The organism is Rhizorhabdus sp. GW822-FHT03C02, assembly GCF_058801765.1.
Window position 1 is genome coordinate 1 of record NZ_JBXANN010000013.1, and the last position, 15,937, is coordinate 15,937.

At 66.6% G+C, this 15,937-nt stretch carries 17 protein-coding genes; 7 read left to right on the forward strand and 10 right to left on the reverse strand.

Features of this window, described 5'->3' with window-relative positions:
• Nucleotides 1-110 precede the first annotated feature (110 nt).
• The 3 genes from AC1RM6_RS24655 to AC1RM6_RS24665 all read right to left on the reverse strand — a co-directional run bounded on the left by AC1RM6_RS24655 (nucleotide 111) and on the right by AC1RM6_RS24665 (nucleotide 2,425).
• Complete coding sequence (locus AC1RM6_RS24655) at nucleotides 111-1,010, reverse strand: LOG family protein (RefSeq protein ID WP_493106186.1); 900 nt, start codon at nucleotides 1,008-1,010, stop codon at nucleotides 111-113.
• A gap of 62 nt (nucleotides 1,011-1,072) precedes the next feature.
• Entirely contained in the window at nucleotides 1,073-1,693 is a 621-nt protein-coding gene (locus AC1RM6_RS24660) for an extensin family protein (RefSeq protein WP_493106188.1), read from the reverse strand.
• Nucleotides 1,694-1,822: 129 nt separating this feature from the next.
• The gene (locus tag AC1RM6_RS24665) at nucleotides 1,823-2,425 is read right to left on the reverse strand and encodes a hypothetical protein (protein ID WP_493106190.1); all 603 of its coding nucleotides are present in this window, start codon (nucleotides 2,423-2,425) and stop codon (nucleotides 1,823-1,825) included.
• A gap of 265 nt (nucleotides 2,426-2,690) precedes the next feature.
• On the opposite strand from AC1RM6_RS24665, the gene AC1RM6_RS24670 reads away from it, so the two are divergent.
• The 4 genes from AC1RM6_RS24670 to AC1RM6_RS24685 all read left to right on the forward strand — a co-directional run bounded on the left by AC1RM6_RS24670 (nucleotide 2,691) and on the right by AC1RM6_RS24685 (nucleotide 8,162).
• Nucleotides 2,691-3,845: a phosphoserine transaminase gene (locus AC1RM6_RS24670; RefSeq protein WP_493106192.1), complete on the forward strand. Its 1,155-nt coding sequence runs from the start codon at nucleotides 2,691-2,693 to the stop codon at nucleotides 3,843-3,845.
• Between the two features lie 136 nt (nucleotides 3,846-3,981).
• Nucleotides 3,982-5,559 (forward strand): phosphoglycerate dehydrogenase, encoded by a 1,578-nt coding sequence (gene serA, locus AC1RM6_RS24675; RefSeq protein WP_493106194.1) that lies wholly within the window; start codon nucleotides 3,982-3,984, stop codon nucleotides 5,557-5,559.
• 69 nt (nucleotides 5,560-5,628) lie between these two features.
• Nucleotides 5,629-6,744, forward strand: a complete 1,116-nt coding sequence (locus AC1RM6_RS24680) for an ATP phosphoribosyltransferase regulatory subunit (protein ID WP_493106196.1) — start codon at nucleotides 5,629-5,631, stop codon at nucleotides 6,742-6,744.
• A 128-nt stretch (nucleotides 6,745-6,872) separates the two neighbouring features.
• Entirely contained in the window at nucleotides 6,873-8,162 is a 1,290-nt protein-coding gene (locus AC1RM6_RS24685) for an adenylosuccinate synthase (RefSeq protein ID WP_493106198.1), read from the forward strand.
• Between the two features lie 224 nt (nucleotides 8,163-8,386).
• On the opposite strand, the gene AC1RM6_RS24690 is transcribed toward AC1RM6_RS24685, so the two are convergent.
• The 6 genes from AC1RM6_RS24690 to AC1RM6_RS24715 form a co-directional block, all read right to left on the reverse strand.
• Nucleotides 8,387-8,674 (reverse strand): acylphosphatase, encoded by a 288-nt coding sequence (locus tag AC1RM6_RS24690; RefSeq protein WP_493106200.1) that lies wholly within the window; start codon nucleotides 8,672-8,674, stop codon nucleotides 8,387-8,389.
• Nucleotides 8,667-9,740, reverse strand: a complete 1,074-nt coding sequence (gene aroC, locus AC1RM6_RS24695) for a chorismate synthase (RefSeq protein WP_493106202.1) — start codon at nucleotides 9,738-9,740, stop codon at nucleotides 8,667-8,669. The genes AC1RM6_RS24690 and aroC overlap by 8 nt, the downstream gene beginning before the upstream one ends.
• On the reverse strand, nucleotides 9,740-10,153 hold the full coding sequence (locus AC1RM6_RS24700; protein ID WP_493106204.1) for an endonuclease domain-containing protein: 414 nt from the start codon (nucleotides 10,151-10,153) through the stop codon (nucleotides 9,740-9,742). Before AC1RM6_RS24700 ends, aroC begins: the two co-directional genes overlap by 1 nt.
• A gap of 62 nt (nucleotides 10,154-10,215) precedes the next feature.
• Nucleotides 10,216-11,019 (reverse strand): enoyl-ACP reductase FabI, encoded by an 804-nt coding sequence (gene fabI / locus AC1RM6_RS24705; protein ID WP_493106206.1) that lies wholly within the window; start codon nucleotides 11,017-11,019, stop codon nucleotides 10,216-10,218.
• Between the two features lie 19 nt (nucleotides 11,020-11,038).
• Nucleotides 11,039-11,953 (reverse strand): YihY/virulence factor BrkB family protein, encoded by a 915-nt coding sequence (locus AC1RM6_RS24710; RefSeq protein ID WP_493106208.1) that lies wholly within the window; start codon nucleotides 11,951-11,953, stop codon nucleotides 11,039-11,041.
• A gap of 41 nt (nucleotides 11,954-11,994) precedes the next feature.
• Nucleotides 11,995-12,957, reverse strand: a complete 963-nt coding sequence (locus tag AC1RM6_RS24715) for a DnaJ C-terminal domain-containing protein (RefSeq protein WP_493106210.1) — start codon at nucleotides 12,955-12,957, stop codon at nucleotides 11,995-11,997.
• Between the two features lie 168 nt (nucleotides 12,958-13,125).
• Between AC1RM6_RS24715 and AC1RM6_RS24720 the strand changes: the two genes are divergently transcribed.
• The 3 genes from AC1RM6_RS24720 to AC1RM6_RS24730 all read left to right on the forward strand — a co-directional run bounded on the left by AC1RM6_RS24720 (nucleotide 13,126) and on the right by AC1RM6_RS24730 (nucleotide 14,962).
• Nucleotides 13,126-14,208 carry a zinc-binding metallopeptidase family protein gene (locus AC1RM6_RS24720; protein ID WP_493106212.1) on the forward strand — a complete coding sequence of 361 codons (1,083 nt, stop codon included), beginning with the start codon at nucleotides 13,126-13,128 and terminating at the stop codon, nucleotides 14,206-14,208.
• Nucleotides 14,209-14,327: 119 nt separating this feature from the next.
• Nucleotides 14,328-14,576, forward strand: coding sequence for a type II toxin-antitoxin system VapB family antitoxin (locus tag AC1RM6_RS24725; protein ID WP_493106213.1), 249 nt, complete (start codon nucleotides 14,328-14,330; stop codon nucleotides 14,574-14,576).
• Complete coding sequence (locus tag AC1RM6_RS24730) at nucleotides 14,573-14,962, forward strand: type II toxin-antitoxin system VapC family toxin (protein WP_493106215.1); 390 nt, start codon at nucleotides 14,573-14,575, stop codon at nucleotides 14,960-14,962. Before AC1RM6_RS24725 ends, AC1RM6_RS24730 begins: the two co-directional genes overlap by 4 nt.
• A gap of 75 nt (nucleotides 14,963-15,037) precedes the next feature.
• On the opposite strand, the gene AC1RM6_RS24735 is transcribed toward AC1RM6_RS24730, so the two are convergent.
• Complete coding sequence (locus tag AC1RM6_RS24735) at nucleotides 15,038-15,922, reverse strand: transglutaminase family protein (RefSeq protein WP_493106560.1); 885 nt, start codon at nucleotides 15,920-15,922, stop codon at nucleotides 15,038-15,040.
• Nucleotides 15,923-15,937: the final 15 nt, after the last annotated feature.

Below are 15,937 nucleotides of genomic sequence, written 5' to 3' on the forward strand. Positions count from 1 at the left end.
GCAACTTGAATCACTACACGCCCAAACAGGCCAGCACTGTTTCACCTACGCAATGAGATGTGTGCATCCCCTAGGGCCTCCGCCGGGATGACGTTATGTTTCAACGTCACTCAAGCCGCTTTCGGCGGATCCCTGTGCAGATGCACCCGATCGCGGGTCGCGTAATAATGTTCGAGCTTTTCCCAGGCTTCCTCGGCGGTCTCGACGAAGCGGAACAGGTTGAGGTCATGTTCGGCGATGACGCCTTCCTCGACCAGCCCGTCGAAGTTGACGACCTTCTCCCAGAATTCGCGGCCGAACAGGAAGATCGGCAGCTGCGCCATCTTGCCGGTCTGGATCAGGGTCAGCAGCTCGAACAGTTCGTCGAAGGTGCCGAAGCCGCCCGGGAAGGCCGCGACCGCGCGGGCGCGCAGCAGGAAGTGCATCTTGCGCAGTGCGAAATAGTGGAAGTGGAAGCTCAGCGACGGGGTCACATAGGCGTTCGGCGTCTGCTCGAACGGCAGCACGATGTTGAGGCCGATCGATTCCTTGCCGACATCGGCGGCGCCGCGATTGGCCGCTTCCATGATCGACGGACCGCCGCCCGAGCAGACCACGAACTGGCGCTTGCCGTTCGCGTCGTCCGGATATTGGCTCGACATCTGGGCGAGCTTGCGCGCCTCGTCATAATATTTGCTCTTCGCGAGCAGCTTTTCGGCGATCAGCTTCTGCTTGTCGGTGGTCGCCGCGCGGAGCATCGCCTCGGCCTTCTCGCGCTCGGGGATGCGCGCCGAGCCGTACATGACGAAAGTGGAGCCTATGTTCGCCTCCTCGAGCATCATCTCGACTTTCATCAGCTCGAGCTGGAAGCGGACCGGGCGCAGTTCGTCGCGGAGCAGGAAGTCGGTGTCCTGGAAGGCGAGCTTGTAGCTCTCGTTCGCGGTCTGCGGGGTCTGGGTCGCGGTCTTGGCGACCGCCGCGTCCTCCTTCGCACGGGGGAAGACGCGGGTTGGGATCTTGCGGTCGGCCATTGAAACTCACTTACCTCGACAGTCTTGCAGGCGCGCTACAGCGCCGCGCAAAAACCAATATATTAGCGACAATATGGGCCACTGCCCATGTCGAAATGCAGATGATCGGCGTGGAGCGCGTTCGCCTCGGGCCCCAACACCACCGAGAAACGCCGGCAGGCCGCCTTGTGGAGCGCGCGCAGGAAATCGCGGACGCGCGGGTCGTCGCCGTTCCAGCCCTGCTTGACGGTGATCCGCCGGCCGTCCCCGAGGTTGAACGCGGCGATGTCGACCGCGTTGGCGCGGCCATGTTCGGACAGGCGGTTGCCGGCCTGGTTGTTGACCGGGCGGCAGGCGAAGGTGCCGAAGCTCTCGATCTTCGTCACGCTCGTATCGAGATAGCGCAAAGCCGCCGCGGGCACGTCGTCGCGGACCCAGCGCGCGAAGGGTTCGGCGAGGCCGCATTTGACCGCGCCGAGATTGGTGACCGGGATACCGATCGTCACGAACTTGACCGACGAGGTCGCCGAACAGCCATTGTCGAAACGGCGGTCGGGTAGCGGATCGACCTTCGATCCTTCGGCGCGCAGCACCGTCACGCATTGGCGAAAGCGCTCGGCGGTCTCGGCCGGGGGGACGTAACGCGGGCGCCGGCCCTTGTTCGAAGGCCCGACGCATGCCCCGAGCGCCAGGCAAAGCAGCATGAACAGGACCCGCGACCGCATGACGCCTGTGTGGGCGAGCGCGAGTCGCGGGTCAATCGCGGCGATCGATCGACACGCGAGCGGCTCCGGCATCTCTGCCGGAGCCACATAGGGCGACGTTGCTCCCGATCAGGCGCCCGGGGTGCTCGCCTCGACGTCGGTCTGCGCGCCGGCGCTGGCGGCGGGGACGGTCGACGTCGTGCTCTTGACGGTCGAGCGCGTGTTGCGGCCGGTCGTGCGCGCGGCATCGCGGCTGTCGCGGGCGGCCTGGCGGGCATTGTCGCGGGTCTCGCGCGCCGCCTCGCGAGTGGTCGCCACCGTGTCGCGGGCGGTGCGATTCGCGGTACCCGCGGCATCGCCGGCCGCCTGGCGCGTCGTACCGGCGGCACTGCGTGCCGTGTCGCGCGCCATGTCGGTGCCCGGCGTGTCGGCGGCGAGCGATCCCGCCGCATTAGCGGTCGTACCGTTGAGGGTGCCGGTCACCCCGCCATTGCTGGCGACACCGCCACGGGCGGTATCGACCGTGGTCGAGCCCGCACTGCCGAGGGTTCCGCCGACGCTGCCTGCCGGCGAACCAAGCGTGCCGCCGGTGGAGCCGGCGCCGCCGAGCGTGCCGCCCGCGCCACCGACCGCACCGCCCACGGCCCCGCCGGCCGCTCCACTACCGCCGAGCAATTGCGCCGAAACCGGCATCGCAACGATAGCCAGCGCGATCGACGCGCCTCCGATCAAAAATGTCTTCTTGGGGTCATCCTTCCTTTTGAACTTGTCCGAACCGGCAGTTCTGAAGACATCAACGAACGATCGGAGAAATTTATCCGGACTGCCAAATCGCCCCGGAAAGCCGGGACGAATCGTCGACCGCCATGGCCGGATCGGGGCCACCGGGCCGCCGGGCGACCGCCAAGCCGATTGACAGGCGAATCCGCGCCTCTAGAAGCGCCGACGGGCCACGCTGTCCCAACGCAGCGCGTGCTCTCTGTGAGGAGAGTCTTAAATGACTGATTTTGAACGCCCGGCCTCCAAGCCGGTACGACCCCATTTCTCTTCCGGCCCCTGCGCAAAGCCGCCCGGCTGGGATCCCGACAAGCTCGCCATAGGATCGCTCGGCCGCTCGCACCGGTCGAAGCTCGGCAAGGCGCGCATCGTCCATGCGATCGACCTGACCCGCGATATCCTCGGCATCCCCGCCACCCACCGCATCGGCATCGTCCCCGGTTCCGACACCGGCGCGGTCGAAATGGCCTTGTGGTCGATGCTCGGCGCCCGCAAGGCGACGATGGTCGCCTGGGAGAGCTTCGGCGAAGGCTGGGTCACCGACGTCGTCAAGCAGCTCAAGATCGAGGCCGACGTGGTCAAGGCGCCCTATGGCGTGCTGCCCGACCTCGGCGCGCTCGACCAGTCGACCGACATCGTCTTCACCTGGAACGGCACCACCAGCGGCGTGCGCGTGCCGAACGGCGACTGGATCCGCGACGACCGCGAGGGCCTGACGATCGCCGATGCGACCTCGGCCTGCTTCGCGATGGACCTGCCCTGGGACAAGCTCGATGTCGTCACCTTCTCGTGGCAGAAGGTGCTCGGCGGCGAAGGCGCGCACGGCATCCTGGTGCTCGGCCCCCGCGCGGTCGAGCGGCTCGAAAGCTACAGCCCGGCGTGGCCGCTGCCCAAGATCTTCCGCATGACCAAGGGCGGCAAGCTGATCGAGGGCATCTTCAAGGGCGAGACGATCAACACGCCATCGATGCTCGCGGTCGAGGATTATATCTACAGCCTCGAATGGGCCAAGCAGATCGGCGGCCTCGAAGCGCTGATCGCGCGCGCCGACGCCAATGCCGCAACGCTCGACGCCTGGGTCCAGACGACCGACTGGGTCGACCACCTCGCGATCGATCCGGCGAGCCGGTCGAACACCTCGGTGTGCCTGAAGTTCGCGCCCGCCGCGGTCGAGGGGCTCGACGACGAGGCGCAGCTCGCGCTGGTCAAGAAGATCGCGTCGCTGCTCGAGATCGAGGAAGCCGCCTATGACGTCGCCGGCTATCGCGACGCCCCTCCGGGTCTGCGGATCTGGTGTGGCGGCACGATCGAGACCGCCGATGTCGAGGCGCTCGGCCCCTGGCTCGACTGGGCCTGGTCGCAAGCGCGCGGCTGACCTTCTCCCGTCTATTTCAATCATGTCGCCCCAGCGAAGGCTGGGGCCCATGGCTCTCTCCACCCGGATCACCGCTTGTCGAGAGAGACTTGGATGCCAGCCTGCGCTGGCACGACGACCAGTTTAGGAAAATACCATGCCCAAAGTCCTGATTTCCGACGCCATGGATCCGCTCGCCGCCCAGATCTTCCGCAACCGCGGGGTCGAGGTCGACGAGATCACCGGCAAGACCAAGGACGAGTTGATCGCGATCATCGGCCAATATGACGGTCTGGCGATCCGCTCCTCGACCAAGGTCACCAAGGAAGTGCTCGAGGCCGCGACCAATTTGAAGGTCGTCGGCCGCGCCGGCATCGGCGTCGACAATGTCGACATCCCCTCGGCCTCGGCCAAGGGCGTGGTCGTCATGAACACCCCCTTCGGCAACTCGATCACCACCGCCGAACACGCGATCGCGCTGATGTTCGCGCTCGCCCGCGACCTGCCCGAGGCCGACAAGTCGACCCAGGCCGGCAAGTGGGAGAAGAACCGCTTCATGGGCGTCGAGGTCACCAACAAGACCCTCGGCCTGATCGGCGCCGGCAATATCGGTTCGATCGTCGCCGACCGCGCGATCGGCCTCAAGATGAAGGTCGTCGCCTTCGACCCGTTCCTGACCACCGAGCGCGCGATCGAGATGGGGGTCGAGAAAGTCACGCTCGACGAGTTGCTGGCGCGCGCCGACTTCATCACGCTGCACACCCCGCTGACCGATTCGACCCGCAACATCCTGTCGAAGGAAAATCTCGCCAAGACCAAGAAGGGTGTGCGGATCATCAACTGCGCGCGCGGCGGGCTGATCGACGAGGCCGCGCTCAAGGAAGCGCTCGACAACGGCCATGTCGCCGGTGCCGCGCTCGACGTGTTCGTGACCGAGCCCGCCAAGGAATCGCCTTTGTTCGGCACCCCGGGCTTCATCTCGACCCCGCATCTCGGCGCGTCGACCAACGAAGCCCAGGTCAATGTCGCGATCCAGGTCGCCGAGCAGATGGCCGACTTCCTGCTGTCGGGCGGGGTTACCAACGCGCTCAACATGCCGTCGCTGTCGGCCGAGGAAGCGCCGAAGATCAAGCCGTACATGGCGCTTGCCGAGCGGCTTGGCGCGCTGATCGGCCAGCTCGAGGGCGATGCGGTCCAGGCGATCTCGATCGAGGTCGAGGGCGCCGCCGCCGAGCTCAACATCAAGCCGATCACCGGCGCGGTGCTGGCCGGGCTGATGCGGGTCTATTCGGACACGGTGAACATGGTCAACGCGCCGTTCCTGGCGAAGGAGCGCGGGCTCGACGTTCGCGAGGTGCGCCATGACCGCGAGGGCGATTATTCGACGCTGGTGCGGGTGACGGTGAAGACCGCCGCCGGACAGCGCTCGGTCGCCGGCACGCTGTTCGCCAACGCCCAGCCGCGCCTCGTCGAGATCTACGGGATCAAGGTCGAGGCCGATCTCGACGGCAACATGCTCTACATCGTCAACGAAGACGCCCCCGGCTTCATCGGCCGGCTGGGGTCGACCCTCGGCGAGGCCGGCGTCAACATCGGCACCTTCCACCTCGGCCGCCGCTCGGCCGGCGGCGAGGCGGTGCTGCTGCTGTCGGTCGACGAGCCGGTCGATGTCGCGCTCAAGCCGAAGATCTTCGCGCTGCCCGGCGTGAAGAGCGCCAAGGCGCTGAAGTTCTGACCTGACCAAAATGGTCCGGGGCGATGTTCGAGTTGAACATGGCCCCGGACCCGTTATGAGCCGCAGCCGATGAACATCGCACCCGGACTCCTCCCCGAAGGCCTGCACGACCGCCTGCCCCCGCAGGCCGAAGCCGGGTCGCGCCTGCTCCACCGGGTGATCGTCGCGATCGGCAAGCATGGCTATGCGCGGGTGTCGCCGCCGCTCGCCGAATATGAGGACGGGCTGATCGGCCGGCTCAAGTCGGCGCGCGCGACCGACCTGCTGCGCTTCGTCGATCCGGTGTCGCGCCGGACGCTGGCGCTGCGCCCCGACATCACCGCGCAGGTCGGCCGGATCGCCACCACCCGGATGAGCCATCGCCCGCGCCCGCTGCGGCTCGCTTATGGCGGCCCGGTGCTCAAGCTGCGCGCGACCCAGCTGCGCCCCGAGCGCGAACTGACCCAGGCTGGCGCCGAGCTGATCGGCACCGACAGCCTCGCCGCGGTCATCGAGATCCTGCAGGTCGCGATCGAGGCGCTGAAGGTCGCGGGGGTCGAGCGGATCACCGTCGACCTCACTTTGCCCGACCTGGTCGAGACGCTCGCCACCGACGCGATCCCGCTGCCCGCCGAGCGGATCGACGCGGTCCGCAAGCTGCTCGACGTCAAGGATGCGGGCGGGCTCGCCGCGCAGGGCGCGCAGGCCTATCTGCCGTTCGTCGAGGCCGCCGGCCCGATTGCGACCGCGCTCACCAAGCTGCGCGCGATCCCGGCGATTCCCGCGCTAGACGACCGGCTCGCGGCGATCGACGCGATCCGCGCGGCGATCGGCGACGAGGTCATCCTGACCCTCGATCCGACCGAGCGCCACGGCTTCGAATATCAGACCTGGATCGGCTTCTCGCTGTTCGGCCATGGCCTGTCGGGCGAGATCGGCCGTGGCGGCAGCTACACCATCCTCCACACCGACGGGCGTGAGGAAAAGGCGATCGGCTTCTCGCTCTATATCGACCCGCTGGTCGACACCGGCCTGGGCGTGGTCGAGCGCCGCACCATCTTCCTGCCGATCGGCACCGATCCCGCCGCCGCCGCCCGGCTGCGCGGCGAGGACTGGACGACGATCGCGGCGCTGTCCGATGCCGACGACGCCGCGACGCTGGGCTGCACCCACATATTGGCGGACGGAGAAATCCGGCCGATCTGACTTGACCTCGCGTCCCGCTGAAGGCAGGGGGACGCCCGAACCGGGCAACCGCCCGACCCCGAAAAATCCGGTCGTCGAGTCCTGTCGAAGGGCGCCCGGATCCGCGTGGCAGGCGGAGACTCGCATCCATGGCAAATGTGACGGTGATCGGCGCCCAATGGGGTGACGAAGGCAAAGGCAAGATCGTCGACTGGCTCGCCGAGCGCGCCGACGTCGTCGTCCGATTCCAGGGCGGCCATAATGCCGGCCACACGCTGGTGGTCGGCGACCAAGTCTACAAGCTGAGCCTGCTGCCCTCGGGCATCGTCCGCGGCACGCTGTCGGTGATCGGCAACGGCGTGGTGTTCGATCCCTGGCATTTCCGCGACGAGGTCGCCAAGCTGAAGGCGCAGGGGGTGACGATCACGCCCGAGAACCTCCAGCTCGCCGAGACCTGCCCGCTGATCCTGCCGATCCACCGCGACCTCGACGGGCTGCGCGAGGATGCCAGCGGCGCCGGCAAGATCGGCACCACCCGCCGCGGCATCGGCCCGGCCTATGAGGACAAGGTCGGCCGCCGCGCGATCCGGGTGTGCGACCTCGCCCATCTCGACGATCTCGAGCTTCAGCTCGACCGGCTCTGCGCGCATCATGACGCGCTGCGCGCCGGCTTCGGTGAGGCGCCGGTCGATCGCGAGGCGCTCAAGGCCGAACTGGCCGAGATCGCCGACTTCATCCTGCCCTTCGCCAAGCCGGTGTGGCTGACGCTCAACGAAGCGCGCAAGCGCGGGCGCAGAATCCTGTTCGAAGGCGCGCAGGGCGTGCTGCTCGACGTCGATCATGGGACCTATCCGTTCGTGACCTCGTCGAACACGATCGCCGGCACCGCGTCCAGCGGATCGGGGCTCGGCCCGTCGGCGGCGGGCTTCGTGCTCGGCATCGTCAAGGCCTACACCACCCGGGTCGGCTCGGGCCCGTTCCCCTCGGAGCTCGAGGACGAGACCGGCCAGCGGCTCGGCGAGCGCGGCCATGAGTTCGGGACCGTCACGGGCCGCAAGCGCCGCTGCGGCTGGTTCGACGCGGTGCTGGTGCGCCAGTCGGCGGCGGTGTCGGGCATCACCGGCATCGCGCTGACCAAGATCGACGTGCTCGACGGCTTCGACGAGATCAAGATCTGCGTCGGCTATCGGATCGGTGAGCAGGTCTACGACTATCTGCCGCCGCATCCGCAGGACCAGGCCCGGGTCGAACCGATCTACGAGACGATCCCCGGCTGGAGCGAGTCGACCGGCGGCGCACGCAGCTGGGCCGAACTGCCCGCGCAGGCGATCAAATATATCCGCCGCATCGAAGAACTGATCCAGTGCCCGGTGGCGCTGGTGTCGACCAGCCCCGAGCGCGAGGACACGATCCTGGTTCGCGACCCGTTCGCGGACTGACCAACCCCAATCCTCCCCATCGCAGATGGGGAGGGGGGTGTAGTGCGACGTCATGCCGGGGGCATGACGAAAGCGCGGAACCGGCTGCGAAGCAGCCGCGGGCGTAGCTGGTGGAGGGGTTTGCCGACCTCCGACGTCGCGATCCTTCAGATATTGTGCATTACCCCTCCACCGCCTTTGGCGGTCCCCCTCCCCGCGCTTCGCGCAGGGAGGACCGGAGGGAATTAGACCGTCGGCTTCTGAGTGAAGCCCTCGGCGACGATGCCGGGGGTTTCCTCGACCTCGACCCGGTCGACGCGGGCGGCGGCCGGCCCCTGGTGACAGCGCGCGATCAGATCCTCGACCTGTGCCGCCGGCCCCGCCGCGACCGCCTCGACGCTGCCGTCCTCGCGGTTGCGGACCCAGCCGTCGAGCCCGAGCGCCCGCGCCTGCTCGACCGTCCAGCCGCGATACCAGACGCCCTGGACGCGGCCATGGATCCGCAGCCGCCGGGCGATCCGGTCGTCAGCCACCAATCTGGGCCCGGTGGAGCAGCTTCTGGTCGACGAGCACCAGCGCCATCATCGCCTCGACCACCGGTGCCGCACGGATGCCGACGCACGGATCGTGGCGGCCCTTGGTGCGGATTTCGGCGGCGGCGCCGTCGCGATCGATCGTCTCGACATGGGTCAGGATCGACGAGGTCGGCTTGAGCGCGACGCGGACGATCACCGGCTGGCCGGTGGCGATGCCGCCGGCGATGCCGCCGGCGTGGTTGGCGAGGAACACCGGCTTGCCGTCGTTGCCGGGCCGCATCGGATCGGCGTTGGTCTCGCCGGTCAGCCGCGCCGCCTCGAAGCCGTCGCCGATCTCGACTCCCTTGACCGCATTGATCGACATCATCGCGCTCGCCAGCTCGCTGTCGAGCTTGGCGTAGAGCGGCGCCCCCCAGCCGGCGGGCACGCCCTCGGCGATGCATTCGACGATCGCACCGACCGACGAGCCCGCCTTGCGCGCATCGTCGACGATCGCCTCCCAGCGCAGCGCGGCGGCACGGTCCGGGCAGAAGAAGGGATTCTCGTCGATCGCACCATCGTCGAACGCGGCCCGATCGATCGCGTCGCCACCGAGTTCGACCAGATAGGCGCGGATCCGCACCTCGGGGATCACCGCACGTGCCACCGCCCCCGCCGCGACCCGCGACGCGGTTTCTCGCGCCGAAGACCGGCCGCCGCCGCGATAGTCGCGAAAGCCATATTTGGCGTCATAGGCATAATCGGCATGGCCCGGCCGATAGGCGAGCGCGACCTCCGAATAATCCTTCGAACGCTGGTCGACATTGTCGATCATCAGGCTGATCGGAGTACCGGTGGTGCGACCTTCGAACACCCCCGACAGGATCCGAACCTGATCGGGCTCCTGCCGCTGGGTGGTGAAGCGCGAGGTGCCGGGACGACGCTTATCGAGCCAGGGCTGGATGTCGGTTTCCGACAGCGGAAGGCCGGGCGGGCAGCCGTCGACGACGGCGCCGATCGCCGGGCCGTGGCTCTCGCCCCAGGTGGTGAAGCGGAAGACGCGGCCGAAGGCATTGAAACTCATTATTCCCTCTCCCTGCAGGGGAGAGGGAGGGGCCCATGCGTAGCATGGGAGGGTGAGGGCCTGTCCCCCACCAACATCCCTCTGATCACGTCCACAACCCCTTCCAGATTCGTCATCACGTCATTGTTCCAGAAGCGAACGACACGAAAGCCCTCGCCTTCGAGAAATGCGGTGCGGCGATCGTCATATTCCGACTGATCGGCATGTTGCCCGCCATCGGCTTCAACGATCAGCTTGCGCTCCAGGCAAACGAAATCGGCGATATAGCTGCCCAGCCAGACTTGGCGTCGAAACTTGCAACCCTCCAACCTCCTGCCGCAGAGACAGCCCCAGAGACGCTTTTCGGCTTCCGTGCCGAAGGCGCGCAATGAACGCTGGCGTTCCAAGGCTTCGAGACCAGGTGGTCGTTTCAACCGCCCTCACCCTCCCATGCTGCGCATGGGCCCCTCCCTCTCCCTGCAGGGAGAGGGATAATTCAAGCCAGCGCGATGTCCGGGGCGTCCTCCGCCTTCATGCCGATGACGTTGTAGCCGGCGTCGACATGGTGGATCTCGCCGGTCACGCCCGACGACAGGTCGGAGAGCATGTACACGCCGGCGCCGCCGACATCCTCGATGGTGACGTTGCGACGGAGCGGCGAGTTCAGCTGGTTCCATTTGAGGATATAGTTGAAGTCGCCGATGCCGCGCGCCGCCAGCGTCTGGATCGGCCCGGCCGAGATCGCGTTGACGCGGATCTTCTCAGGGCCGAGGTCCATCGCCAGATATTTGACGCTGGTCTCGAGCGCGGCCTTGGCGACGCCCATGACGTTATAATGCGGCACGACCTTCTCGGCGCCATAATAGCTGAGCGTCAGGATCGCCCCGCCATCGGGCATCATCGGCCGCGCGCGGTTGGTGACCGCGACCAGCGAATAGGCCGAGATGTTCATCGTCATCAGGAAATTGTCGAGGCTGGTGTCGGCATAGAGGCCGCGCAGCTCGTTCTTGTCCGAAAAGCCGATGGCGTGGACCAGGAAATCGATCGTCGGCCAGCGCGCGGCCAGCGTCTCGAACGTCGTGTCGAGCGCCCCCATGTCGCTGACGTCGCATTCCATCAGGAAATCCGAACCCAGCTCGGTCGCCAGCGGCGCGACGCGCTTCTTCTGCGCTTCGCCCTGATAGCTGAACGCCAGTTCGGCCCCATGCGCATGCAGCGCCTTCGCGATTCCCCAAGCCAACGACTTGTCGTTCGCAAGGCCCATGATGAGCCCGCGCTTACCTTCCATCAGGCCGGCCACGACACCTCCTTAAATCCCATTACGGCGCCTCCTTTACAGAAGGTTCGGGGGGCTCGGCTAGAGCCGCATTGAGATGGGCACCGAAAACCAGTCCGAGACCGACCAGCCAGAAGAACAACAGGGTCACGATCACCCCCGCCAGGCTGCCATAGGTGCGGCCATAACCGCCGACCAGCGACAGGAACAGCGGCAGCGCCATCGTCACCCCGATCCACCAGACCGCGGTAAACAGCGCGCCCGGCCATTTGGGACAATCGGACATGCGATATTTGGACGGGGTCAACGACAGGAACAGGCCGTAGAGCCCCAGCATCAGCATCCCCAGCGGGGCGAGCCGCGACAGGTTGATCGCGGTCTGGATCTTGGTCGACACCGGCAGCAGCCGCCACACGAACTGCTCGACCCCGGTCAGCACCACCTGCGCGCTGAACGCCGACATGGCGAGCACCACCGACATGATGATGATCAGGATCGATCCCGCGCGATAATGCCAGAAACCCTTGCTCGGCTTGGTGCCATAAGCGCGGTAGAGGATGTCGCGGATCGTCTCGACGAAGCTGCCGGTGGTCCACAGACCGACCAGCGCGCCGAGCCAGAGCAGGGTCCCGTTCTCGGACGCGACGAGCACATCGCTGATCGGTTTCGATACCAGTTCGCCGACCGATGGCGGCAGGGTGTGGAGGAAGCCCGCCAGCGCCTGCTGGACGTCGGGCTGGCGGCCGAACATCTGCGCCAGCGCCGCCATCACGATGAAGAAGGGGAACATCGTCAACAGCGCCAGATAGGCGATGTTGCCGGCATGGATCGAGCCGTCGGTGTAGACGCCGATCGCCGCGCGCCTGACCACGGTGTAGATGCGCCCGCCCGGGCGCATCTGGTTCAGATGGCGATCGAACGGGCGCTTGCGACGGGCCTCGGGATGTTCGTCCTGCACGCCCAGCCGTCCTCCTTATCGCCGCTCCGCGCCGCGACCGGTCAAACGCCCAGATTCGCGCGCGGGTTGCGCTGGCCCTTCGCCGACCAGCTATCGACGAACGCTTTCAGTTCGGCGTCATCGGCGGGAAGATCGATCATCACGGTGACGAGCTGGTCGCCGCGCGACCCGTCCTTGCGGTGGAAGCCCTTGCCCTTGAGGCGCAGCGTCTTGCCCGAGGTCGTCCCCGCCGGAATCGACAGCATCACCGCACCATCGACGGTCGGCACCTTGACCTTGGCGCCGGCGACCGCCTCGTCGATGCCGACCGGCAGATCGAGCCGGACGTCATCCTCGTCGCGCTTGAAGAAGCGGTGCGGACGCACCTCGATCGTGACGATCGCATCGCCCTTGCCGCCCTGCCCCTCGTCGCCCTGGCCGCTCAGCCGCATCTGCAGCCCGGTGTCGACACCGTTGGGCAGCTTGACGTCGATCGTCTTGCCGCTCGACAGCGTCACCCGCTGCGCCTTGAGCGCGGCGGCGTCCTCGAACGGCACTGCGAGCCGGTACGAGACGTCGGCGCCCTTCAGCGGGCGTCCGCCGCCCTGGGTGCCGAAGCCGCCGAAACCGCCGGGCCGCGCACCGCCACCGCCACCGCCGCGGGAGCGGCCGAAAATGCCTTCGAAGATGTCGCCGAAATCGCCACCGTCGCCGCCAAATTCGAAATTGGCGCCGCCGGGGCCGCCGCCGGGGTGAAAGCCCCCGCCGCCGCCGCGCCCGCCGAAGCCGAACGGCCCGCGCGGATTGCCCTGCTCGTCGATCTCGCCGCGATCATATTGGGCGCGCTTGTCGCGATCGGACAGCAGGTCATAGGCCTGGGTCACCTCGGCAAAGCGCTCGGTGGCATCGGGCTTGTCCTTGTTGCGGTCGGGATGAAGCTCCTTGGCCAGCTTGCGATAGGCCTTCTTGATCTCGGCCTCATCCGCCCCGCGCGCGATGCCCAGCTTCGCATAAAGATCAGCCATTCTGTCCGTCATCGTCCTGATGTTACGCCCTGTTGCAAAAATGCAACAGATGAGATGTGCATTGGGTCAGCGCCGCGCAAGTGGTAATTTCACGCCCACGCCTGGCAACCGCCGGTTCATGCCTGCGTTCTGCGTCGGAATTTCCCCGATCACAAGCGAGTTAGCCCTATGGCGCCCTATGAGTGCCCCAACTGCAAGCGTCTCAACCATTTCGAAGTGCGGGTGTGCCCCGCCTGCGCGTTCACGCTCGGCTATGATCCGGCATCGGATCGCTTCCTGTTCCTGGGCGATGGCGCGACCGTCTGGCGCGACCGCGAGGGACATCCGCACGAGGTCGTCGTCTGCGCGAACAACAATGCCTATGAGGTCTGCAACTGGCTGGTGTCGACGACCGACGACACACCCTATTGCCGGGCGTGCCGCCACAACCGGACGATCCCCGACCTGACGGTGCCGACGGTTCCCGAACGCTGGGGCAGGATCGAAGCCGCCAAGCGGCGGATGTTCCACACGCTGATCAAGCTCGGGCTGCCGCTCGAGACCAAGGCCGAGGAGCATCTCAACGTCCAGGGCCTCGCCTTCGACTTCCTCTATGATCCGTCCGCCGAGGACAGCGGCCAGGCGCAGGTTCTCACCGGCCATGACGGCGGGGTGGTCACGCTCAACCTGATCGAGGCCGACGATGTCGAGCGCGAGCGGATCCGCCGGACGATGGGCGAGCCCTACCGCACCCTGCTCGGCCATTTCCGCCACGAGGTCGGCCATCATTACTGGTCGCGGCTGATCGAGCACGACCCGCAGGAGTTGCAGGCGTTCCGCGCGGTGTTCGGCGACGAGACGATCGATTACGCCCAGGCGCTCCAGCAGCATTACGGGCCGAACAGCGACGCGGTGTGGACCGACGATTATGTGAGCTTCTACGCGACCTCGCACCCATGGGAGGATTTCGCCGAGACCTTCGCCCATTATCTCCACATTACCGACCTGCTCGCGGCGATCGGCGGCTTCGGGATCACGATGGCGCCGCTGCCCGGCCCCGAGAGCCACCCCGCGGCAAGCGTCGGCTTCGACGCCTATCGCGCGACGACCGACCAGCTGACCGGGCAGATGATGCCCTTCTCGTTCGCGCTCAACGCGATCAACCGGAGCATGGGCCAGCTCGACCTCTATCCCTTCCACCTGTCGCCGGCGATCATGGGCAAGATCGACTATGTGAACCGGTTGGTGGCGAAGGCGGCGGGGCGGGGGTAGGCCGCCACTCTCCTTGCGCCGTCACGTTCAACGAGGCTGGCGAATTCGTTCTTTGCACAACTCGATCTCTCCAGGTAGAATGGTAGAAACTGGGATGATTTTCTAGAACGGAGAGATATGTGAGTCTCAACATCAAAGACCCGGAGGCCCACCAGCTCGCGCAGGCAATCTCCCGCGCCACGGGCGAGAGCATGACCAGCGTCGTCAAAAAAGCCCTCAGGGAACGATATGCACGCCTTGAGCACGCGAAGGTAAGGGCTGGCGTCGAAGAGCTGTTGGCGATAGCCGATCGCGCTGCCGCCCACGTCAAGCATCCCTATGTCGACCATGCCGAGCTGCTTTACGATGAGAACGGCTTGCCAAAATGATTCTCGACACTTCGGCGATGGTGGCCATTCTCTACCGACAGCCCGAAGCCGCCGATTTCGCACAACTCATCCATGACGCGGAAATTTGCCGCATGAGCGTGGCCAACTGTGTCGAGCTGGCGATGGTGATCGAAAGCCAGCTCGGCCCCGAAGCCATGCGCCAAGCGGAGACCTTCTTCCGTCGCGCAGGGATCGTTATCGAACCGGTGACGGTCGATCATGGCGAACTGGCGCGCCAGGCCTTCCTCGATTTCGGCAAAGGCCGGCACAAGGCGAGCCTGAATTACGGCGATTGCTTCTCCTATGCGCTGGCGAAAGCCACGAGCGAACCGCTTCTGTTCAAGGGCAATGATTTTGCGCAGACCGACATCAAGTCGGCGGCGTGATGCGGTTGCGACGGGCTATGTGAACCATCCGATCCCAAAGGCAGCGGTGCGCGGTTTTCTCCCGACCGACCTCGACTATTCTCCGACCGGCGCGACATCGACCGAGACGTCGATCTTCTGGCCGTCCTGGCCGGTGAAGACCCCGTCGATCGGGGCGACGTCGGAATAGTCGCGGCCCATCGCGGTGATGATATGGTCGCTGCCGACCATGCAGGCATTGGTCGGGTCGAAGCCGAGCCAGCCGCGCAAGGGACCGCACCAGATCGCAACCCAGGCATGGGTGGCGTCGGCGCCGATCAGCCGCGCCTTGCCTGGGGGCGGGATGGTGCGCAGATAGCCCGAGACATAGGCCGCCGGGATGCCGCGCCCGCGCAGGCCGGCGATCATGATCTGGGCGAAATCCTGGCAGACGCCGTGGCGCTTGGCGAAGGCCTCGGCGGGCGGGGTGTCGGCGGCGGTGGCGCTGCCGTCATATTTGAACTCGGCATGGATGCGGGTCGCCAGCGCCAGCCCGGCCTCGACGATCGGCCGTTCGGGGGCGAGATCGGCGGCGCACCAGTCGACGATCTCGGGCACCGTGGCGATGCTCGGCGAGGGATAGAGATAATTGGCCGGGCTTTCGGGGCCGCTGTCGAGGGTCGCGCGCGCCAGCGCGGCGATCTCGTCGATCAGCGGATCGTCGGGCAGCGGCACCGGCATCTCGCGGCTGACCCGGATGCGGAAGCGGCTTTCGATCACCAGTTCGCGCACCGGCTTTTCCATCACCAGCCGGGTGACATTGCCGAGATAGCCGATCTCCCTGGTGCCGATCACCTTGCCCGATGGCGGATTGACCTCGAGGCCGTACGCCTCGAGCGTCTGGCCAGCCCATTCGACCGGCTTGAGCCGCAGGTTGCAGCGCGCGAAGTTGACCGGATAGGCGTAGCGGAACCGGGTCCGGTGGTGGATTTCGTAGAGCATCATGCGGTTCCCGGC